The sequence below is a fragment of the Fulvimonas yonginensis genome, assembly GCF_037137055.1.
Taxonomy (GTDB): domain Bacteria; phylum Pseudomonadota; class Gammaproteobacteria; order Xanthomonadales; family Rhodanobacteraceae; genus Frateuria_A; species Frateuria_A yonginensis.
In genome coordinates this window covers 465,125-483,722 of record NZ_JBBBNY010000002.1, presented here as the reverse complement: position 1 = coordinate 483,722, position 18,598 = coordinate 465,125, and the positions used below count along the sequence as shown (strand labels likewise).

The window sequence follows — 18,598 nt, the reverse complement described above, 5'->3', positions numbered from 1 at the left end:
CCGCCGTCGCTTCGTCCGTGTGCCCTCTACCGACGAGTCGACGATGAACCGTACCCCCCTGCTGCTCGCCTTCCTCGCCACGCTGGCGCCCGCCGCGCACGCCGCCGGCCGATCCGACGACGCCCGCCAGGCGAAGGAACTCGCGCCCGTGCGCGTGGAAGGCCGGGCCCACGACGACCGTCACGGCACCGCGCTCGACGCCTACGGCAACGCCTCGCTGCACGACACCCCGGCCGCCGTCACCGTCATCGGGCGCAAGCAACTGGACGACCGACAGATCCGCACGCTGAGCGAGCTGGCGCGCGAGGACGCCTCGCTCGGCGACAACTACGCGCCGGTCGGCTACTACCAGGACATCGCGATCCGCGGCTATCCGCTGGACCTCGCCACCGGCCTGCGCTCCAACGGCCTGACGATCGCCGGCGAGCAGCCGGTGGCGCTGGAGGACAAGCAGCAGGTGGAAGTGCTCAAGGGCCTGGCCGGCCTGCAGGCGGGCGTGATGGAACCGGGCGGCGTTTTGAACTTCGTCAGCAAGCGTCCCGCCGAGGTGCGCGAGGTGACGCTCGGCACCGACTCGCACGGTTCGCGCTACGGCGCGCTGGACGCGGGCACCTGGCTCACGCCGAGCTTCGGCGTACGGGCCAACCTCGCCTGGGAAGACATGCACTCCTACGTGCACCACGCGGATGGCCGCCGCAATTTCTACGCGCTGGCGGCCGACTGGCATATCAGCCCCGACGCCACGCTGGAACTGGACAGCGACTACCAGGCCAGCGCGCAGCGCTCGGTCTCCGGCTACCAGCTGCTCGGCGGCGACACCCTCCCCGCACACGCCGACCCGACCCGCATGCTCGGCTTCGAGCCGTGGCAGCAGCCGGTCGGCATCCACGCCGCCAACAGCGGCGCGCGCTTCAACTACAGCTTCAGCGACGACTGGCGGGTGCGCCTGGCCGCCGGCCACAGCCGCAGCGTGATCGACGACAACGTCGCGTTCGCCTACGGCTGCTTCTACTCGCCCGCCTGTGCCAACGGTGCGCCGGGCAACTTCTTCGCGCCCAACGGCGACTACGACGTCTACGATTACCGCAGCCCGGACGACACGCGCGTCGACGACGAGGCGCGCGCCGTGCTGGAAGGCCACTTCGACACCGGCGGCGTGAGCCAGCAACTGACCCTGGGCGCGGGCGCGTTCCGCCGCCTCAACGACCAGCGCGCTGACGTCTACGACTACGTCGGCACCGCCAACATCGCCGAGCTCGACCCGCCCTACTTCGCGCCCTCGCCCAACCAGCCCGGCCCGTCCGTGCGTCGCCTCACCAGCTGGCAGCGCTCGCTGTTCGCGCTGGATCGCCTGCACCTGGGCGAGCAATGGCAACTGATCGCCGGCGGCCGCTTCGTGCGCCTGCACGAACGCGCCTACGACGGCGACGGCGCGCTCGAGCGCAACACGCGCCTGAGCAGGACGTTGCCGCAGGCGGCCGTGCTGTGGCAGCCGAGCGAGCCGCTGACCGCGTACCTGAGCTACAGCGAGGGCCTGTCGCTGGGCAAGGAAGCGCCGTACTGGACCAGCAACGACGGCCAGATGCTGCCGCCGCGCCTGTCGCGGCAGGTCGAGGCCGGCGTGAAGCTCGACCTCGGCGACACGCTCGCCCTCAGCGGCGCGTTGTTCCGCATCCGCCAGCCGTACCAGTTCGCGCAGCCGGACGACTCCGCCTACGGGTTTACCTTCGTGCAGCACGGCGAGGAAGTGCACACCGGGTTCGAGCTCGGTGCCAACGGCCGCGTCAGCGAGAACCTCGACCTCACCGCGAGCGCGAGCCTGATCCGCGCGCGCGCGCAGGACACCGGCACGGGCGCCTACGAGGGTCATCAGGTGGCCAACGTGCCGCGGTTCCGTGCGGCGGTCCACGCCGACTACCGCCTGCCCTTCGCGCCGCAGTTCAGCCTGCTCGGCGGCTGGCGCTATGCCTCGCCCAACGTTGCCACGCCGGACGGCCGCGTGCGCGTGGGCTCCTACAACGTGTTCGATGCCGGCCTGCGCTACGCCACCACGCTCGGCGGCCACGCGCTCACCGCGCGCCTGTCGGTGGACAACCTGTTCGACCGCTTCTACTGGCGCGATACCGGCAGTGCCTACGGCGACAGCTACCTGTTCCCGGGCGCGCCGCGGCTGGCCCGGCTGTCGGTGAGCTACGCGTTCTGATGGACGCGGTCGAGTTCATCGGCGCCTTGCTCAGCGCGTGGGCGGTCTGGCTCACCGCCCGGCGCCGACCGTGGTGCTGGCCGGTGGGCTTCGCCTCGGTGCTGGTCTACGGCTGGATCTTCGTCGGCGCGAAGCTGTACTCCGACGCCCTGTTGCAGGGCGCCTTCGCCGCCCTGATCGTGTACGGCTGGGTACGCTGGCTCGGGCACCTGGACAGCGACGGCCGTGTCACCATCGCGCGGTTGCCCGCACGCCTGCTCGCCCTGCACGTGCTGGTCGGCGGGGCGGGTGCGCTCGCCCTGGGCTACGCCATGCACCGCTGGACCGATGCGGCCCTGCCCTGGCTCGATGCCGCGCTCACCGCCTTCAGCCTGGTCGCGCAGTGGTGGCAGGGCCGCCGCCACGTCGCCGCCTGGTGGCTGTGGATCGTGGTCGACGTGATCTACGTGGGCGAATACGTCTACAAGGACCTGCTGATCACGGCCGTGCTGTACGCCGGCTTCGTGGTGCTCGCGGCGATCGGCTTGCGCGATTGGCGCCGGGCACAGGCCCTGCCGCAGGCGCAGCCGGCCTCCGCATGAGGCCCTGGCGCTCTGCAGGCAGCGGACCCGGCCGAAACACGCTACGAAAGTCGGCTCCGCCCGAAAAGGAGAACCAGGTCACGGACTCGGGTGCACTCGAGGCGTAAACCACGCCTGCCCAATGGTGTTCCCTCAACCCCGACCCCGCGTCCATTGGGCACACGGGGCGTCCGGCCACTTCCCGGACGCCCTTCCCTTGCGATGCGAGCGCCTGCCGCGACCCTCAGGGCGTGGACAGGTCCGCGGGACGCGCCACCTCGCGCCGGCGTAGCCAGGACCCGAGCGCCACCGGCACCATCACCCACGGCACCACGAAGACGAACTCGTCGATGGCGTAGGGCGTGATCCCGCCGCGCGGCGCCGTGATCGGCGTGAAGAAGGCCTGGATGAACAGGTTGTGGCTGGCGCGCATCACCGCGGCCGGTCCACAGGCTGCCCGAGCGCAGCCGCAGCCAGGTCATCATCACGCTGCTGGCGAGCACCAGCACCACGAAGCAGGGCATGCCGAACCACCAGGGTGTGCCCGCGTTGCAACCCGCGAACAGCAGGATCGGCAGGTGCCAGGCGGCTCAGATCACGCCGGTGCCCAGCGCACCGCCGGTGAAGCCCAGCCGCCCCACCAGCGCCGGCGCCAGGAAACCGCGCCAGCCGATCTCCTCGCCCAGCGCCATGGACAGGCTGCGCGCCATGCCCGTGCTGGCGAGCAGCACGAAGTAACACGAGCAGCACGAAGTAACAGTCGTATCCAGCCAGGCGGGCGCGCCCTTCCAGCCCAGCGCGGTGGCGATCCGCTCCAGGAACTGCGCATCGCCGAAGCCGCCCCGGCCGGTGCTCGACACGACCGCGTAGGCCACCGCGACGTACCCTAGCGGGACCAGGTAGGCGAGCCATTGCCAGCGCCACGCGCCCCACCGCCAGCCCAGCCGCCCGAACCCCTCGCCACGCAGGCGGCAGGTAAGCAGCGCCGCGATGCCGGGGCACCACATCAGCCTCGTCACGTACATGTTCATTGCGCCACGCAGGTGTCCGGTGGCGATGGTTGCCGTGTAGAACACGCAGCTCAGTACCCACGTGAGCAACGGAAACAGGCCGATGCCTGCGGACTTGCCCTGATGCGCCATGTGCCCCTCCTGTCGGCGGAAACCCTTCCCATAGAGGAGCCGGCGGCGGACGCAAGCGTGCCTGTGCGGGCGTCGGCCAGGTCCGTGGTTCTTGGCGGGGTGCTCACGGCGCCATGGCGACACTGTCGTCCCGAGCGACCGACCATGGCCCATTCCGGCTCCGCCTTCCCGCACGTTCCCGGCTTCGACAGCACCGCCGCGCTGCTGGTGGACGGCTACGACTTCGTCGGCCAGCGGTGCCGGCGCTACGGCAGCGATGCCTTCGAGACGCGGCTGATGCTGCGCAAGGTGGTCTGTGCGATGGGAGCCGAAGCGGCTGCCGTGTTCTACCACCCTGGGCGCTTCACCCGGCGCGGCGCGATGCCGCCCACCACCGTGGCGCTGCTGCAGGACTTCGGCAGCGTGCAACGGCTCGACGGCCCCGCGCACGCGCATCGCAAGGCCCTGTTCCTGCGCTTGCTCGATGCGCCGGGCACCGCGCGCATGGTGTCCCTCTTCCGCGAGGAATGGCGGCGCCAGGCGCTGCACTGGCAACACGCTTCGCGGGTGACACTGCTGCCGCAGGCCGAGCTGATCCTGTGCCGCACGGCCTGTCGCTGGGCCGGCGTCCCGCTGCCTGACGACCAGGCGCCACGACGCGCCCGGGACCTAGCCGACACCATCGAGGGCGCCGGCGCGTCCGGCCCACGCCTGCTGCGCGGCTGGCTGGCGCGGGAGCGCTGCGAGCGCTGGGCACGCCAGACGATCCGCCGCCTGCGCGGCGCTGCGGTCGATGCGGCCACGCCGGCGGCCGCCCTCGCCGGCTACCGCCGTCCGGACGGGGGGCGCCTGTCCTGCAGCGACGCGGCCACCGAACTGCTCAACCTGCTGCGCCCGACGGTGGCGGTGGCGCGCTGGATCGCCTTCGCGGCGCTGGCGCTGCACCGGCAACCGGATATCCGCCGCCGGCTGCAAGCCGGCGAGCCGGGCCTGCTGCTGGCGGTGGTGCAGGAGGTGCGGCGCCTGTACCCGTTCTTCCCCTTCATCGGCGGCCGCGTGCGCGAGCCCTTCGTCTGGCGCGGGCGGAGGTTCGAGCCGGGCGACTGGATGGTGCTCGACCTGTACGGTACCGACCACGATCCACGCCGCTGGACGCACCCCGAGCGCTTCGACCCGGCCCGCTTCGCGGACTGGGACGGCAACGCCTACGACTTCATCCCGCAGGGCGGCGGCGAGGTCGCGCTCACCCACCGCTGCCCGGGCGAGAACCCGGCGATCGCCCTGCTCATGGTCGCGGTGGGCGAGCTGGCCAATGCGTTGCGCTACACCGTGCCGCCGCAGGACCTGCGCTACCGCCTCGATCGCCTGCCCAGCCGGCCGGCCAGCGGCTTCGTGATGGCCGACGTGCGCGCGGCCGGCGTCGCAACCTGGCCGCACCGGCCAGCGATCGGAGTTACCCGTCCAGCTCCACGATGCGCGGCATCACCTCGCGCCCCTCGATGACCAGCTCGCCCACGGCGATCGGCAGGCTGAAGCGGCGCCGCCCGGCGCTGCCGGGGTTGACGTAGAGCACGCCCGCACGCTCTTCCACCAGCGGCCGGTGCGAGTGGCCCGACAACACCACGTGGAAGCCTTCCGCCACGGGGTCGATCGCCAACTGCTTGAGATCGTGCAACACGTACATCCGCACCTCGCCCACCTGCAACACGGCAGTCCCCGGCAAGTCCGCCAGCGCGGCGTCGCGGTCGTTGTTGCCGCGCACCGCGGTGACCGGCGCCACCTCGGCCAGGGCTTCCAGCAAGGCGGCATGGCCGATGTCGCCCGCGTGCACGATCCGCTCGCAGCCGCGCAGGAAGTCGACCGCGGCCGGGCGCAGCAGGCCGTGGGTGTCGGAGATCAGCCCAACGCGGACCATGGAGCGTTCACCTCGTTCGAGCGGCCTGGGGTGGACAGGCAAGCTAGCGCAGTCGATGCGACCGCACCGTCATGACGGTGCAAGGTGACGGCGGCCGGCTCCGCTGTCCGCGGTCCGGCCGGACAGTTGGCCGCCGTCCGCGGACACTCACGGCGCGTCAGCGGCGTGGAGAAAACCGCGCAACGGCGGGGTTTGCGGGCGATTCAAACCTTGGCACGCCTCGTGCCATCCAAGGCTCGAGACCCCTCTGCCGGAGAACCACCATGAAATTCGAGACCCTGATGCTGCACGGCCTGTTCGCCGCCTGCCTGCTGCTCTGCCTCGGCGTGATGAGCGCCATGTTCGTCCTGCCCGCGCCCGCGGCGATCGCGGCCGGCCATGCGCCGTCCACCGCCGCGGTGAGCGCGGAAGGCTGAACCCGCCTGGTGGGCACGCGTGCATCGCGCGCCCACCGGGACGCCCGGGGCAAGGTTCCTATACTGGGACGATGGTCCTGCACCTGCTCCAGCGCGTCGCGCACGAACCGATCCGACGCTGGGTCGTGGGCGCGTTTCCCCGCGACCCCGGCGGTACGGTGGATTACGACAGGCCGCCGGGCGATCCTGGCCTGTTCGGACCGGACAGCGTGACCTGGCGCATCCATGCCGACTTCCCCGGCATGCTCGCCGGCGGGCTGGCGGCGCTGATGCTGCAGACGCTGCACCCGCTGGCGCTGGCCGGCGTGTGGGACCACTCCAACTTCCGCGAGGACCTGGTCGGGCGGCTGCGCCGCACCACGACCTTCGTCGGCGCCACCACCTACGCGCCGCGTGCGGACGCCGAGCGGCTGATCGAGCGCGTGCGGCGCATCCATGCGCAGGTGCACGGCATCGCCGAGGACGGTACGCCGTATCGCGCGGATGATCCGGCACTGCTCACCTGGGTCCACGTCACCGAAGCGCACAGCTTCCTTGCCGGCTACCGCCGCTTCGCCCACCACGCCGTGCCTCGCGCGGTCGCGGACCGCTACTACGACGAAGTACGGCGCGTTGCCGAGGCGCTCGGTGCACGCGGGGTGCCGGCCTCGGAGGCTCAGGTGGCCGACTACTTCGCCCGTGTCCGGCCGCAGCTGGCCTATACCGACCGCTCGCGCGAGGTGCTGCGCATCCTCGCCGGCGTGCGCCTGCCCGTACCGCTCGCCGGTCTTTCCCGCGATGTCTTCCTCCACGCGGGGATCGCCCTGCTGCCTGCCTGGGCCAGCGAGCTGTTGCGGCACACGCCCCGGCAACGGCGGCAGGCGCGCCTCGCCGCACGGGTGCTGTGGTCGATGGCGCCCGCCTTCCGCGCGGCGCTGAAGGAGAGCGGCGTGGTCAGCCGCTCCTGCCGGCGGGTGGGCGTGGCACTGGAAACGATGCGGCGGTGGCCGCCGCCGGACGGACCGTAGCGGCCCGGCTCAGGCCTTGCCCGTGGCGCTCTTGCGTCTGCCTGCCGGCCGCCTGCCTTCCCGCTGCAGGCGATGGGCGTTCATGATCGCCGGCAGCAGGCCGGGGAAGCGCTGTTCGATCTCCGCGCAGCGGGTGGTATTGCGCATCTCCACGCCCTGGCGTTCGCTGCGGATCAGTCCGGCCTCGCGCAGGGTACGGAAATGCTGCGACAGCGTGGACTTGGGAATCTCGCGGTCGCTCACCTGCGCGAATGCCGTGCACGTCTGCGCGCAGCCGGCTCCGGCCAGGTCGGCGTAGATCGCCGCCCGCACCGGGTCGGACAGCGCGTGCAGGATGCCCTCCACGGTGATGTCGTCGATGGACGGATGGATCAGCGGCTTCATGCCGATGCAGGCTACCAGCCCTTGACTATGGGTTCCATAGTTCATATTTTACGAACTACGGCACTTATGAAGTACCTCCCCCAACCCAGGAGCCACTCATGAACAAGCTTGCAGGCAAGGTCGCGCTGGTCACCGGCGCATCCAAGGGCATCGGCGCCGCCATCGCCCGTTCGCTGGCCGCCGAAGGCGCAGCCGTGGTCGTCAACTACGCTTCCAGCAAGGCCGGCGCCGACGCCGTGGTCGCCGACATCACCGCCAAGGGTGGCAAGGCCGTCGCCGTGCAAGGGGACGTCGCCAAGGCGGCCGACGCCCGGGCCATCGTCGGCGCGGCAGTCGGGACCTTCGGCCGGCTGGATGTGCTGGTCAACAACTCAGGCGTGTACGAGTTCGCCCCGCTGGAGGCGATCACCGAAGAGCATTTCCGCAAGCAGTTCGACGTCAACGTGCTGGGCCTGCTGCTGGTCACCCAGGCGGCCGCCGAACACCTCGGCGAGGGCGCCAGCGTGATCAACATCGGCTCGCTGGTTTCGCGCATCGTGCCGCCCGGCAGCGCGGTCTACACGGCCACCAAGAGTGCGGTGGACGGCATCACCGCGGTGCTCGCACGCGAACTCGGGCCGCGCAGGATCCGCGTCAATGCGGTCAACCCGGGCATGGTCGAGACCGAAGGCACGCACAGCGCCGGCTTCATCGGCTCGGACTTCCACCAGGGCGCGGTCGCACAGACACCGCTGGGCCGTATCGGCCAGCCGGGCGATATCGCCTCGATCGTCAGCTTCCTCGCTTCGGACGACTCCTACTGGCTGAGCGGCGAGCAGCTCTACGCCGCCGGCGGGATGCGCTGAGGACTAAGGGTCGGGCGCGCCGCCGGTCTCCGCGGCGCAGCCGACCGTGCGGTGCGCCCCCCTCCGCGGTGATGCGTCAGGCGCTTGCGTCTCGCCGGCTGACCAACGCATCGTGGGTCTCGTCTGCTTGCATGCTGCTGCCAGCCGTTGTCAGCAGCCCCGCCTGCAAGGCCAGTCGGCCCGGTGGGTTTCAGCCACCCACGCAGGCATCATGGGCGTACCCGCCTCTCCAGCCCTCGACCGACTCATGTCCCCACGTACCGCTGTTGCCCCGGTCGCGCTCGCGGTCGGCGCGCTGCTGATCAGCATGGTTTCGTACCAGTGCGGGGCTTCGCTGGCCAAGCACCTGTTCCCGCAGGTCGGCGCGCAGGGGGCGACCGCCTATCGGCTGGGGCTCAGCGCGCTGATCCTGCTGGCGTGGCGGCGGCCATGGCGCCGTTCGAACGGCGAGCGGGACTGGCGCGCGCTGTGGGGTTACGGACTCTCGATGGGCGCCATGAACCTGGTGTTCTACATGTCGCTGCGCACGATTCCCCTGGGGATCGCGGTGGCGCTGGAGTTCACCGGGCCGCTGGCGCTGGCGCTGTTCGGGTCGCGCCGGCCGATCGATTTCGTCTGGATCGCGCTGGTGGTGGCGGGGCTGGCGCTGCTGCTGCCGCTGCGCACGCAGGCGCAGGCGCTGGACCCTGTCGGGGTGATGTACGCGCTGGCGGCGGGCGTAGGCTGGGCGCTGTACATCGTGCTGGGCAAGAAGGTCGGGGCGAGCCACGGCGGCGACGCGGTGACGCTGGGCATCTCGATCGGCGCCTTGCTGGCGATCCCGTTCGGCGCCATACATGCCGGCGGCGCGCTGTTGTCGCCCACCCTGCTGCCCTATGCACTCGGCGTGGCGGTGCTGAGCTCCGCCCTGCCGTATTCGCTGGAGATGGTCGCGCTGACGCGGCTACCGGCGCGCACCTTCAGCACCCTGCTGAGCCTTGAGCCGGCGATCGCGGCGGTGGCCGGCGCAGCCCTGCTGGACCAGCGGCTCGGCCTGCTGCAGTGGCTGGCGATCACGGCGATCATCGTGGCGGCGACCGGCACGGCATTGAGCGTACGGCGGCCGGCGCTGATCGAGCCGGTGGTGAACTGAAGGCCGCCGCCAATCGCCGCGACCGATGGACCCGTGCGGTCCCGCCTGCTCGCAGAGTGGCCAGGCGACTAGCGGGCGATGCCTGTGGTTTGCTCCAGGTGCCAGGAGCCGTCTTCGGCGATCTGCAGGCAGCGACGGACGGTCGCGGGGCATCGCTCGGCCACGTGGATGCTTGCCGGGGGCAGTTTCAGGCGCCATGCCAGGCCTGCCTCTCCCACCGCGTAGAAACGATGCGGGTCCTTCACCGCGACCCAGAGGGGGTACCCGACGTTCCGCTGTTCCAGGTCGTGGAGCATGGCCTCCGCCCAGCGGGCGCGTCCGATCAGTCCGGGGTGATCCAGCCGCCGGGTCCCTTCCACGGCCACCCAGGACGACACCGCAACGAGCGGAAGGATGAGCCACAGGCGAGGGCTGCCAATGCAGCAACGCGCCAGCGTGACGGCGGGCAGGATCGCGCCGACCGCGGCGTAGTACGCATAGCTGTTCCATCCGAGCAGGAAGTAGGGCCCATAGGCGACGACGGCGAACAGGGCGACGAACAGCCACTGCTCGGGGCGCAACCGCAAGCGGCCGTGCCGCAACGCCAGGGCCGCGGCGGCCAGCATGGGCAAGGCGGTGGCTGCGATCCATGCAAGGGCGCGCGGCAACATCCCCGTGGCCGCCATGCGCAGGGCTTCGCGTGGAACGTCGGACATCCAGGCCACGAAAGCGGCGGCGTTGCGGACGAGGTTGCCGCCCAGCACCAGGTCGTACGGGGGGTCCGTGCGGGTGGTGAAGTGCGCACGCAGCACCAGCCATACCGCGGTGATGGCAGCACAGGCCACGAGGGTGAGTACGTCGCCCTTGCGCACACGCCGCTGCCCGGTGAACAGCCGCACGATCACCATCAGGGGAACGGTCAGGACGGCCGATTCCTTGCTCAACAGCGCCAGCGACAACGACAGGGGAATGCTCGTCAGCCACAGCGCGCGGCGCATGCCTTCGGACTCGGCGGACCAGATCCCCGCGGCCAGGCACAGCGTGGTGAACAGGGTCAGGAACGAGTTGTTGGCGGCGGCCGCCCAGAAAACCGGGAGGACGTGCATGGCAAGCCCGGCGTAGAGAACCCCGGCAAGCACCGCCGTCAGGCGGGGCCTCGGCCACCTGCAGGCGCGGGCGATCGCGAAAGCCAGCGTAGCCACCCCGCCACACGCCAGCAGATGGAGGCCCAGGCTTGCAACGTGGGCCGCGTAAGCGTCGTCGCCCAACAGCAGATCGATGAGCCGCCAGTAGCCCTCCTGCGACAGTGGGCGCCAGAACCGGGGTGGGTTCGCCGGCAGGAAATCCGACCACCAGGGGGCCGCCGCCATGTTGGTCGCATGGGCTGCGGCGAGATAGACGTAGTCGTCCCCCCAGAATGGCGTATGCAGTGCTGGCAGCCACATCAGAAGCGTGGATGCGCCCAGCAGCGCGATGCCGAGCCAAAGAAGGGAATCGTTTTCCTTACCTGCCGGCTTCATGCCCGTGGTGCTTCCTGGTGGTGAGCTCGTTCCCTGGCCAGCGGCATGGCACGCGCCCGAAACGACCCGGCAGTACTGGACTCGGCCGCTTGCTGCTACGGCGGCCTCTCCGGGTCAGCCTACCTCAAGCGCGGCCGTTGCAGTGCGCGCACCCTCATGGATCCCTTCGCCCACGAACAAGCCCGCCGGGATGGCGGGCCTGTTCGTGGGCGGGTCGACGCCGCGCCGCGCGGGCCGCTCAGCCCAGCAGCACCCGGTTCATCCGCTGCACGAACGCCGCCGGATCGGGCAGCTGCGCGCCGGCGGCGATCTCGGCCTGTTCCAGCAGCAGGGTGGCGAGGTCGCGGGCCTTGGGTTCGTCGGCCTCCGCCTCCACGCGCTTGACCAGGGCGTGCGCCGGGTTGATCTCCAGCGTGGGCTTGGACTCGGGCATGTCGTGGCCGGCCTCGCGCAGCAGGCGGGCCAGGTGCGGAGCCATCTCGTAGTCGGAGAGGGCCAGGCAGGAGGGACTGTCGGTGAGGCGGGCGGAGACCTTGACGTCGCTCACGCGATCGCCGAGCAGGTCCTTGAGTTTCTTGAGCAGCGGTTCGGCGGCCTTGGCGGCCTCCTCCTGCTTCTTCTTGTCGGCCTCGTCCAGCGGCACTTCGCCCTTGGCCACGCTCCTGAGCTTCTTGCCGGCGTATTCGTTGAGGCTGCCGAGCATCCACTCGTCGATGCGGTCGGACATCAGCAGCACTTCGATGTCCTTGGCCTTGAACGCCTCGAGCTGCGGGCTGCCGGCGGCGGCGGCATGGCTGTCGGCGGTGATGTACCAGATGGTGTCCTGGCCGAGGCTCATGCGGCCGATGTAGTCGTCCAGGCTGGTGGTCTGCTTCGCACCCTCGCCCTTGGTGGAGGCGAAGCGCAGCAGCTTGGCGATGCGCTCGCGGTTGCTGGCGTCCTCGACGATGCCCTCTTTCAGCGTGTTGCCGAAGGCCTTGTAGAACGTGGCGAACTTCTCCGGCTCGTCCTTGGCGAGCTTCTCGATCAGGTCGAGCACGCGCTTGACGCAGGCGCCCTTGATCCGCTCGAGCTGGCGGTTCTGCTGCAGGATCTCGCGGCTGACGTTGAGCGGCAGGTCGTCGGCGTCGACCACGCCGCGCACGAAGCGCAGGTAGTTGGGGAGGAGTTCCTCGGCCGCGTCCATGATGAAGACGCGCTTGATGTAGAGCTTGAGGCCCTTGCGCTCGTCGCGCCCGCCCATCATCAGGTCGAACGGCGGCTGCGACGGCAGGTAGAGCAGCGTGGTGAAGCTCTGGCTGCCCTCGACGCGGTTGTGCGTCCAGGCCAGCGCGTCGTTGAAGTCGTGGCCGAGCGACTTGTAGAAGCTCTGGTAGTCCTCGTCGCTGATCTCGGCTTTCGGCTTGGTCCACAGGGCGCCGGCGTCGTTGACGGTTTCCCACTCGTCGCTGGGCTTGCCCTCCTTCTCGACCGGCATGCGGATCGGGAAGGCGACGTGGTCGGAGTACTTGCGGATCAGCGAGGCGAGCTGCCAGCGCTTGAGGAACTCGTCCTCGTCGGCCTTCAGGTGCAGGATCACGGTGGTGCCGCGCTCGGCGAGCTCGGCCGCCTCGAGCGAGTACTCGCCCTTGCCGTCGCTCTCCCACTTGACGCCCTCGCTGGCCGGCGCGCCGGCGCGGCGGGTGAGCACGGTGACCTTGTCGGCGACCACGAAGGCCGAATAAAAGCCCACGCCGAACTGGCCGATCAGGCGCGCGTCGGCCTTCTGTTCGCCGCTCATCGCTTCCAGGAAACGCCGTGTGCCCGAACTTGCGATCGTGCCGATGTTCGCCACCACCTCGTCGCGGCTCATGCCGATGCCGTTGTCGCGCACGGTGACGGTGCGCGCCTGCGCGTCGAAGCTCACGTCGATGTGCAGTTCGCCCTCGCCGGCCAGAAGGTCCGGCTGGGCGATCGACTCGAAGCGCAGCTTGTCGCAGGCGTCGGAGGCGTTGGAGATCAGCTCGCGCAGGAAGATCTCCTTGTGCGAGTAGAGCGAGTGGGTGACCAGGTGCAGGACCTGGGCGACTTCGGCTTCGAACTTGCGGGTTTCGGTGGTGGCGGTCATTGCGGTGGTACTTCCCTGAGTCACGAAAACGTTCGCCTCTCCCGTCGGAAGAGGCGTGCCCGGAAGGCGGCGAGGGGCGGCGGCCTGGCGCCGCCGGCACGATGGCCCCTCACCCCACCCCTCTCCCCGGCAGGGAGAGGGGCCAAAGATCAGGCGTGCGCGGGGACCGGCGCGTTCTGCAGCGCGGCGATGCGCTCGTCCAGCGGCGGGTGGCTGAGGAACAGGCGCTGCAGCCCGTGCGCCATGCTGCCGGAGATGCCGAACGCGGCCATCGCCTTGGGCAGCGTGCTGGCGCCGTGCTCGGCCTGCAGGCGACGCAGTGCCGAGATCATGGCACCGCGGCCGGCCAGCGTGGCGCCGGCGCGGTCGGCGCGGAACTCGCGCCAGCGCGAGAAGGCCGCCACGATCATCGAGGCGAACAGGCCGAACACCACCTGCAGCACCATCACCACGACGAAGTAGCCGAGGCCGTAGCCGCCGCGGTTATCGCGGCCGCCGGACAGCCAGCTGTCGACCAGGTTGCCGACCACGCGCGCGGCGAGGATCACCAGCGTGTTGAGCACGCCCTGGATCAGGGTCAGCGTGACCATGTCGCCGTTGGCGACGTGGCCGATCTCGTGGCCGAGCACAGCGGATACCTGCTCGCGGTCCATCTGCTGCAGCAGGCCGGAGCTGACGGCCACCAGCGAGCTGTTCCTGGTCATGCCGGTGGCGAAGGCGTTCATCTCCGGCGCGTCGTAGATGGCGACCTCGGGCATGCCGATGCCGGCGGCCTGGGCGTGGCGGCGCACGGTCTCGACCAGCCAGCGCTCGGTTTCGGTCTGCGGCTGCTCGATCACGCGGGCGCCGGTGGACATCTTGGCGATGGTCTTGGACATCGCCAGCGAGATGAACGCGCCGCCCATGCCGAACACGGCGGCGTAGACCAGCAGCCCGGTCATGCCGCCGTAGCCGTGGGCGGCGGCCCACTGGTCGATGCCGAACAGGCGGCAGACGATGCTCAGCAGCAGCAGGACGGCGATGTTGGTGGCGAGGAAAAGGACGATGCGACGCACGGCTGTCTCTTTGGCAGTCATGGGAAAGTGGCTCGCGCCACGGCCTGAGACTCGGGGCAGTCTGCAGGAGTTTCAAGAGGGTGCCGCGGCAGGGCGCCGCAGTTCAGCGCGCGGCTGCCGGCGGTGGCGCGGCGGTGAGCACGGCCAGGTCGGCAAGGCCGAACGCCTGTTCGATATGCGCGATGCGGGCCACCGCGTCCTCGAAGCCGTCGCGGCCGAACATGCGCCGCTCCAGCGCCTCGAACCGCTCGGACAGCTCGCCGTAGCGGGTGGCGCTCAACGTGCGCTTCCAGGCGGGGAACACGACCGTGTCCTCGATCGCCGCGTGGTGCTCGTACATGCGCACCATCCCGGCCAACACGGCGGCCAGCGGCGCCCGCGCGCTCTGGCCGACGCCGCCGCCGGCGCTGGTGGCGAGGATGTATCCGGTGATCTGCCTGCCGCGCCGGTGCTGCTCGGCCAGGATGCGGCAGGTGGCCGCCGCCGGCCCCCCGGCCGCTGCCACCGCCGGGAACACGTGCGGCTCCTCCAGGCTGCGCTCGTGGTAGTCCTCGCAGAAGCGGCGGAACAGCTCGGCCGTGCGGTGCAGGGCATCAACGGGGATCGCCTGCCCGCGCCGCAGCCGGTCGGCCGCCTCGGCGTAGACCAGCAGCGCCCGCCGCAGCACGCCGTGCTCGCGCATGAGGTCCTCGACGGCGAGCACCTCGGCGGACTTCCCTTCCGTCGCCAGCACGGCCAGCGGCGCGGCCAGGGCAAACCCGCCCACGGCAAGGGTTCCGGTCCCCACCCAGCGGCGCCGGGCAGGATCGGCCGGGGTGCCCGTACGCGGGGGATGGGCCGGCGGCCGCATGTCAGCGCCAGGCCGCTTCGCTGCGTTGCTCGAAGTGCTCGTAGGCCGTGATCAACCCGTCCAGCACCTCGGCGGAGGTCTCGAACAGCGCCTGCGCCTTGGGGTCGGACACCTTGCCCACGTCCTCGCGGACGTGATCCATGGCCTCGCGCAACATGCCCTTGGTCTTGCGGGTGTGCTCCCGCGGATCTCCGGAAGCCGAAGGGGTGGCGTTCATGGCGTCCTCCTGGCCGTGTAGGCCGGCCGGGTGTGGAAGGCCCGGGATGAAGGCCCGGATGCTCGCGCCAGCGCCGTGGCCGGCAGCTGAACCGCCTAGAATGCGCGCATGACCTATCGCGGCCGTTTCGCCCCCTCCCCCACCGGCCTGCTGCACTTCGGCTCGCTGGTGGCCGCGGTAGGCAGCTGGCTGTGTGCGCGGCGCGCGGGCGGGCAGTGGCTGCTGCGGGTGGAGGACATCGACCCGCCGCGCGAGGTGCCCGGTTCGGCCCAGGCGATCCTTGCCGCCCTGCCGGCGTTCGGATTGGTGGCCGACGAACCACCGCTGTTCCAGTCGCGGCGGCGTGCGGCCTACGACGAGGCGTTCGAGCACCTGCGCGCAGCGGACCGTGTCTTCCCCTGCTGGTGCAGCCGTACCCAACTGGCCGAGGCGGGCGGCATCCACCGCGGCGGCCACTGCATCGCCGCTCCCGATCCGCGACGCCCGCCCGCCTGGCGCTTGCGCATGCCGGACACCGTCGTGGCCTTCGACGATGCGTTGCAGGGGCCGCAGCGGCAGAACCTGGGGGAGGAGGCCGGCGACGTCGTTGTCCGCCGGGTGGAGGGCTACTACGCCTACCAGCTCGCCTGCGTGGTGGACGATGCCTTCCAGGGCATCACCGAGGTGGTGCGCGGCACCGACCTGCTGGACTCCACGCCACGGCAGATCTGGCTGCAACGCTGCCTGGGCCTGCCCACGCCCGCGTACCGCCACCTGCCGCTGGCACTCGATGCGCAGGGACACAAGCTGTCCAAGTCCGAGCGGGCCCATCCGGTCGATCCGGCCGACCCGCTGCCGGCGCTGCGCCGCGCGCTGGCGTTCCTGGACGTCCAGACGTCTGCGGTCGCAGCAAGTCCGCAGGCCGTACTCGACAGCGCGCTGGAGCGTTTCGACCCGGCCCGCCTGCCGCGGCTGGCCGCCCGCGAGGCCTGAGTCCACCACCGTGCCGGCTGGCGCATGCCGCGCGGCCTGCGCTACGGAAGTTGTCAGGAAGTTGCGGTATACATGCAGGCACGCACCCGCGCCTCCTCGAACGGAACCCCAGCCATGAATCCACGCACCGCACTGGTCACCGGCGGCACCGGCGGCATCGGCACCGCCATCGTGCGCAACCTGGCGCGCCAGGGCCACCGGGTGGCCACCAACTACCGCGATGCCGCCAAGGCGGAAGCCTGGCGCGCGGCGATGGCGGCCGAGGGCATCGAGGTGTGCATGGTGCCGGGCGACGTCGCCGACCCGGCGTCATCCGAAGCCATGGTGCGCGCGGTCGAGCGCGAGTGCGGCCCGGTCGAGATCCTGGTCAACAACGCCGGTATCACCCGCGATACCACCTTCCACAAGATGAACTACCAGCAGTGGACCGAGGTTGTGAACACCAACCTCAACGCCTGCTTCAACGTCACCCGCCCGGTGATCGAGGGCATGCGCACGCGCCGCTGGGGGCGGATCGTGCAGATCAGCTCGATCAACGGCCAGAAAGGCCAGTACGGCCAGGCCAACTACGCCGCCGCCAAGGCCGGCATGCACGGCTTCACCATCTCCCTGGCGCAGGAAAACGCCAAGTTCGGCATCACCGTGAACACCGTCTCGCCCGGCTACGTGGCCACCGACATGGTGATGGCGGTGCCCGAGGAAGTCCGCGAGAAGATCGTCGCGCAGATCCCGGTCGGGCGACTGGGCAAGCCCGAGGAGATCGCGCATGCGGTGGCCTTCTTCACCACCGACGAAGCGAGCTGGATCACCGGCGCGAACCTGGCGATCAACGGCGGGCATTACATGGGGTGGTAGTGCCGCCCCGCCGCGGGAGCTACCTCGCGGGAATTTCGCAAGGAACCCGCTTTCGACCCGGCCTCCTCGCGAGCCCGGCCCGTCACCTCGGTCCTCTCCCCGGCGGGGAAAGGAACCCATGGCGACCGGCGTCATTTCTCCAGCAGCTTCTCCAGCACCTTGCCCACCGCCGCGAAGGCGAACGCACCGGTGACGTGGGTGGCCGCACCCAGCCCGCCGCCGCAGGCGAGGTTGAGCGAGTCGCCACCGGGCGGGCGCAGCCCGCAGACGCTGCCGTCGGGTTGTGGATACTGCACGTTCTGCAGCGAGTAGACCGCCGAGACCCCGAAGTAGCGGTCGGGGTTGCGTGGGAAGCCGAAGTCCTGCCTAAGCTTCTTGCGGACCAGGCTGAACATCGCATCGTGCTCGGTGCGCGAGAGGTCGCGCACGCGGATCTGGGTCGGGTCGGTGCGCCCACCGGCGGAGCCGACGGTGACCATCGGCAGCTTGCGCCGGCGGCACCAGGCGATCGCCTCCAGCTTCACGCGGAAGGCGTCGCAGGCGTCCAGCACCACGTCGTAGCCGCGATCGAGCAGTTCGTCCAGCGTGGCGGTGGTGAGGAAGCGCTCGATCGCCTCCAGCCGGATGCGCGGATTGATCGCGTGCGCGCGTTCGGCCATCACGCCGACCTTGGGCTTGCCCCACTGCCCGTCCAGCGCGTGCAGCTGGCGGTTGGTGTTGGACAGGCACACCTCGTCGGCATCGATCAGCGTCAACCGGCCCACGCCGCTGCGCGCCAGCGCCTCGACCGCCCAGGAGCCGACGCCACCGATGCCGATCACGCACACGTGCGCGTTCATCAGCCGCTCGATCGTGCCGCGCCCGTACAGGCGCTCGACGCCTTCGAAGCGCTCGACCGGATAGTGCGGCCCGCTCATGCGGCCCTCTTGCGTTCGGGATGGATGCTGTCTGCCATCACGCCCGTTTCCTACGCGAAAAAAGGCCATTTTACGGCTACGAAAGGCGCCGGGGCTTCGGTATTCTGGCCTTTCCATCCTGCAAGGGCGCGTCCATGAATGCACGTTCGGCACTCCTGATCCTGCTCGGTCTGGTCATCGGCGTCCTCGGCACCGTGTTCGCCATGAAGGCGCTGGGCGATCGCAACCCCATGCCGCACGCCGTGATGACCGTGATGGGCCACCACATGGGCACGCTCGGCCAGGCGGTGAAGGCCAGGCAGTGCGACGCGGCGCAGGCCAACGAGCACCTGTTGCGGCTGCAGTCGACCGCCTCCGATATCGTCGAGGCCTTCCCCGGCGCCGAGCAGGATTTCGTCGATCACGCCGGCCGCCTGCGCACGGCGCTGCAGGATGCGGTCCAGGCCCATCCCACCGACTGCCCGTCGCTGGCCAAGGCGATCAAGCCGGTCGGCGAAGCATGCGACTCCTGCCACCAGCAGTACCGCTGACCCTTACCACCAA

At 70.4% G+C, this 18,598-nt stretch carries 20 protein-coding genes; 10 read left to right on the top strand and 10 right to left on the bottom strand.

Annotated elements, in window-relative coordinates; all coding sequences use genetic code 11:
- The first annotated feature begins 43 nt into the window (after positions 1 to 43).
- Together WAT24_RS05500 and pnuC are read left to right on the top strand one after the other, a co-directional pair.
- Positions 44 to 2,203 carry a TonB-dependent siderophore receptor gene (locus WAT24_RS05500; RefSeq protein ID WP_336806818.1) on the top strand — a complete coding sequence of 720 codons (2,160 nt, stop codon included), beginning with the start codon at positions 44 to 46 and terminating at the stop codon, positions 2,201 to 2,203.
- Positions 2,203 to 2,784, top strand: a complete 582-nt coding sequence (pnuC, locus tag WAT24_RS05495) for a nicotinamide riboside transporter PnuC (RefSeq protein WP_336806817.1) — start codon at positions 2,203 to 2,205, stop codon at positions 2,782 to 2,784. Before WAT24_RS05500 ends, pnuC begins: the two co-directional genes overlap by 1 nt.
- Before the next feature lie 223 nt (positions 2,785 to 3,007).
- Here pnuC and WAT24_RS05490 read toward each other — a convergent pair whose 3' ends face one another.
- Positions 3,008 to 3,196 (bottom strand): hypothetical protein, encoded by a 189-nt coding sequence (locus WAT24_RS05490; protein WP_336806816.1) that lies wholly within the window; start codon positions 3,194 to 3,196, stop codon positions 3,008 to 3,010.
- Positions 3,197 to 3,353: 157 nt separating this feature from the next.
- Positions 3,354 to 3,905 carry a hypothetical protein gene (locus tag WAT24_RS05485; RefSeq protein ID WP_336806815.1) on the bottom strand — a complete coding sequence of 184 codons (552 nt, stop codon included), beginning with the start codon at positions 3,903 to 3,905 and terminating at the stop codon, positions 3,354 to 3,356.
- A gap of 144 nt (positions 3,906 to 4,049) precedes the next feature.
- Between WAT24_RS05485 and WAT24_RS05480 the strand changes: the two genes are divergently transcribed.
- A complete protein-coding gene (locus WAT24_RS05480; protein WP_336806814.1) occupies positions 4,050 to 5,387 on the top strand; it encodes a cytochrome P450 in 1,338 nt (445 codons plus the stop codon).
- Here WAT24_RS05480 and WAT24_RS05475 read toward each other — a convergent pair.
- On the bottom strand, positions 5,338 to 5,799 hold the full coding sequence (locus WAT24_RS05475; protein WP_336806813.1) for a metallophosphoesterase family protein: 462 nt from the start codon (positions 5,797 to 5,799) through the stop codon (positions 5,338 to 5,340). The two genes, WAT24_RS05480 and WAT24_RS05475, sit on opposite strands and share 50 nt — an antisense overlap.
- Before the next feature lie 263 nt (positions 5,800 to 6,062).
- Between WAT24_RS05475 and WAT24_RS05470 the strand changes: the two genes are divergently transcribed.
- A complete protein-coding gene (locus WAT24_RS05470; protein ID WP_336806812.1) occupies positions 6,063 to 6,215 on the top strand; it encodes a hypothetical protein in 153 nt (50 codons plus the stop codon).
- Between the two features lie 71 nt (positions 6,216 to 6,286).
- Complete coding sequence (locus tag WAT24_RS05465; RefSeq protein ID WP_336806811.1) at positions 6,287 to 7,222, top strand: oxygenase MpaB family protein; 936 nt, start codon at positions 6,287 to 6,289, stop codon at positions 7,220 to 7,222.
- Between the two features lie 9 nt (positions 7,223 to 7,231).
- Here the strand turns inward: WAT24_RS05465 and WAT24_RS05460 are convergent, their stop codons facing one another.
- On the bottom strand, positions 7,232 to 7,606 hold the full coding sequence (locus WAT24_RS05460) for an ArsR/SmtB family transcription factor (RefSeq protein ID WP_336806810.1): 375 nt from the start codon (positions 7,604 to 7,606) through the stop codon (positions 7,232 to 7,234).
- Between the two features lie 98 nt (positions 7,607 to 7,704).
- Here WAT24_RS05460 and WAT24_RS05455 point away from each other — a divergent pair, with 98 nt between their 5' ends.
- The gene (locus WAT24_RS05455; protein ID WP_336806809.1) at positions 7,705 to 8,451 is read left to right on the top strand and encodes a glucose 1-dehydrogenase; all 747 of its coding nucleotides are present in this window, start codon (positions 7,705 to 7,707) and stop codon (positions 8,449 to 8,451) included.
- A 247-nt stretch (positions 8,452 to 8,698) separates the two neighbouring features.
- A complete protein-coding gene (locus tag WAT24_RS05450; RefSeq protein ID WP_336806808.1) occupies positions 8,699 to 9,583 on the top strand; it encodes an EamA family transporter in 885 nt (294 codons plus the stop codon).
- Positions 9,584 to 9,651: 68 nt separating this feature from the next.
- On the opposite strand, the gene WAT24_RS05445 is transcribed toward WAT24_RS05450, so the two are convergent.
- The 5 genes from WAT24_RS05445 to WAT24_RS05425 all read right to left on the bottom strand — a co-directional run bounded on the left by WAT24_RS05445 (position 9,652) and on the right by WAT24_RS05425 (position 15,311).
- Positions 9,652 to 11,082 (bottom strand): hypothetical protein, encoded by a 1,431-nt coding sequence (locus WAT24_RS05445; RefSeq protein ID WP_336806807.1) that lies wholly within the window; start codon positions 11,080 to 11,082, stop codon positions 9,652 to 9,654.
- Between the two features lie 238 nt (positions 11,083 to 11,320).
- On the bottom strand, positions 11,321 to 13,189 hold the full coding sequence (gene htpG, locus WAT24_RS05440) for a molecular chaperone HtpG (RefSeq protein WP_336806806.1): 1,869 nt from the start codon (positions 13,187 to 13,189) through the stop codon (positions 11,321 to 11,323).
- A gap of 149 nt (positions 13,190 to 13,338) precedes the next feature.
- Complete coding sequence (htpX, locus tag WAT24_RS05435; RefSeq protein ID WP_336806805.1) at positions 13,339 to 14,244, bottom strand: protease HtpX; 906 nt, start codon at positions 14,242 to 14,244, stop codon at positions 13,339 to 13,341.
- A gap of 103 nt (positions 14,245 to 14,347) precedes the next feature.
- On the bottom strand, positions 14,348 to 15,010 hold the full coding sequence (locus WAT24_RS05430) for a hemerythrin domain-containing protein (RefSeq protein WP_336806804.1): 663 nt from the start codon (positions 15,008 to 15,010) through the stop codon (positions 14,348 to 14,350).
- An 85-nt stretch (positions 15,011 to 15,095) separates the two neighbouring features.
- Positions 15,096 to 15,311, bottom strand: coding sequence for a hypothetical protein (locus WAT24_RS05425; RefSeq protein ID WP_336806803.1), 216 nt, complete (start codon positions 15,309 to 15,311; stop codon positions 15,096 to 15,098).
- Positions 15,312 to 15,419: 108 nt separating this feature from the next.
- Here WAT24_RS05425 and gluQRS point away from each other — a divergent pair, with 108 nt between their 5' ends.
- Both gluQRS and phbB read left to right on the top strand, forming a co-directional pair.
- Entirely contained in the window at positions 15,420 to 16,283 is an 864-nt protein-coding gene (gluQRS, locus tag WAT24_RS05420; protein ID WP_336806802.1) for a tRNA glutamyl-Q(34) synthetase GluQRS, read from the top strand.
- 114 nt (positions 16,284 to 16,397) lie between these two features.
- Positions 16,398 to 17,138, top strand: coding sequence for an acetoacetyl-CoA reductase (phbB, locus tag WAT24_RS05415; protein WP_336806801.1), 741 nt, complete (start codon positions 16,398 to 16,400; stop codon positions 17,136 to 17,138).
- 131 nt (positions 17,139 to 17,269) lie between these two features.
- On the opposite strand, the gene WAT24_RS05410 is transcribed toward phbB, so the two are convergent.
- Positions 17,270 to 18,055: a tRNA threonylcarbamoyladenosine dehydratase gene (locus tag WAT24_RS05410; RefSeq protein ID WP_336806800.1), complete on the bottom strand. Its 786-nt coding sequence runs from the start codon at positions 18,053 to 18,055 to the stop codon at positions 17,270 to 17,272.
- Positions 18,056 to 18,189: 134 nt separating this feature from the next.
- Between WAT24_RS05410 and WAT24_RS05405 the strand changes: the two genes are divergently transcribed.
- Positions 18,190 to 18,585 (top strand): cytochrome C, encoded by a 396-nt coding sequence (locus WAT24_RS05405; protein WP_336806799.1) that lies wholly within the window; start codon positions 18,190 to 18,192, stop codon positions 18,583 to 18,585.
- The last annotated feature ends 13 nt before the right edge of the window (positions 18,586 to 18,598 follow it).

Excerpts from the sequence above, each read along its gene's own strand:
- WAT24_RS05500 (WP_336806818.1), top strand. The coding sequence starts at position 44 with ATGAACCGTACCCCCCTGCTGCTCGCCTTCCTCGCCACGCTGGCGCCC.
- WAT24_RS05450 (WP_336806808.1), top strand. The coding sequence starts at position 8,699 with ATGTCCCCACGTACCGCTGTTGCCCCGGTCGCGCTCGCGGTCGGCGCG.
- WAT24_RS05460 (WP_336806810.1), bottom strand. The coding sequence starts at position 7,606 with ATGAAGCCGCTGATCCATCCGTCCATCGACGACATCACCGTGGAGGGC.
- WAT24_RS05475 (WP_336806813.1), bottom strand. The coding sequence starts at position 5,799 with ATGGTCCGCGTTGGGCTGATCTCCGACACCCACGGCCTGCTGCGCCCG.
- WAT24_RS05410 (WP_336806800.1), bottom strand. The coding sequence starts at position 18,055 with ATGAGCGGGCCGCACTATCCGGTCGAGCGCTTCGAAGGCGTCGAGCGC.
- WAT24_RS05425 (WP_336806803.1), bottom strand. The coding sequence starts at position 15,311 with ATGAACGCCACCCCTTCGGCTTCCGGAGATCCGCGGGAGCACACCCGC.
- WAT24_RS05480 (WP_336806814.1), top strand. The coding sequence starts at position 4,050 with ATGGCCCATTCCGGCTCCGCCTTCCCGCACGTTCCCGGCTTCGACAGC.
- WAT24_RS05445 (WP_336806807.1), bottom strand. The coding sequence starts at position 11,082 with ATGAAGCCGGCAGGTAAGGAAAACGATTCCCTTCTTTGGCTCGGCATC.
- WAT24_RS05470 (WP_336806812.1), top strand. The coding sequence starts at position 6,063 with ATGAAATTCGAGACCCTGATGCTGCACGGCCTGTTCGCCGCCTGCCTG.
- WAT24_RS05455 (WP_336806809.1), top strand. The coding sequence starts at position 7,705 with ATGAACAAGCTTGCAGGCAAGGTCGCGCTGGTCACCGGCGCATCCAAG.
- htpG (WP_336806806.1), bottom strand. The coding sequence starts at position 13,189 with ATGACCGCCACCACCGAAACCCGCAAGTTCGAAGCCGAAGTCGCCCAG.
- phbB (WP_336806801.1), top strand. The coding sequence starts at position 16,398 with ATGAATCCACGCACCGCACTGGTCACCGGCGGCACCGGCGGCATCGGC.
- WAT24_RS05490 (WP_336806816.1), bottom strand. The coding sequence starts at position 3,196 with ATGCGCGCCAGCCACAACCTGTTCATCCAGGCCTTCTTCACGCCGATC.
- pnuC (WP_336806817.1), top strand. The coding sequence starts at position 2,203 with ATGGACGCGGTCGAGTTCATCGGCGCCTTGCTCAGCGCGTGGGCGGTC.
- WAT24_RS05465 (WP_336806811.1), top strand. The coding sequence starts at position 6,287 with ATGGTCCTGCACCTGCTCCAGCGCGTCGCGCACGAACCGATCCGACGC.
- WAT24_RS05485 (WP_336806815.1), bottom strand. The coding sequence starts at position 3,905 with ATGGCGCATCAGGGCAAGTCCGCAGGCATCGGCCTGTTTCCGTTGCTC.
- WAT24_RS05405 (WP_336806799.1), top strand. The coding sequence starts at position 18,190 with ATGAATGCACGTTCGGCACTCCTGATCCTGCTCGGTCTGGTCATCGGC.
- gluQRS (WP_336806802.1), top strand. The coding sequence starts at position 15,420 with ATGACCTATCGCGGCCGTTTCGCCCCCTCCCCCACCGGCCTGCTGCAC.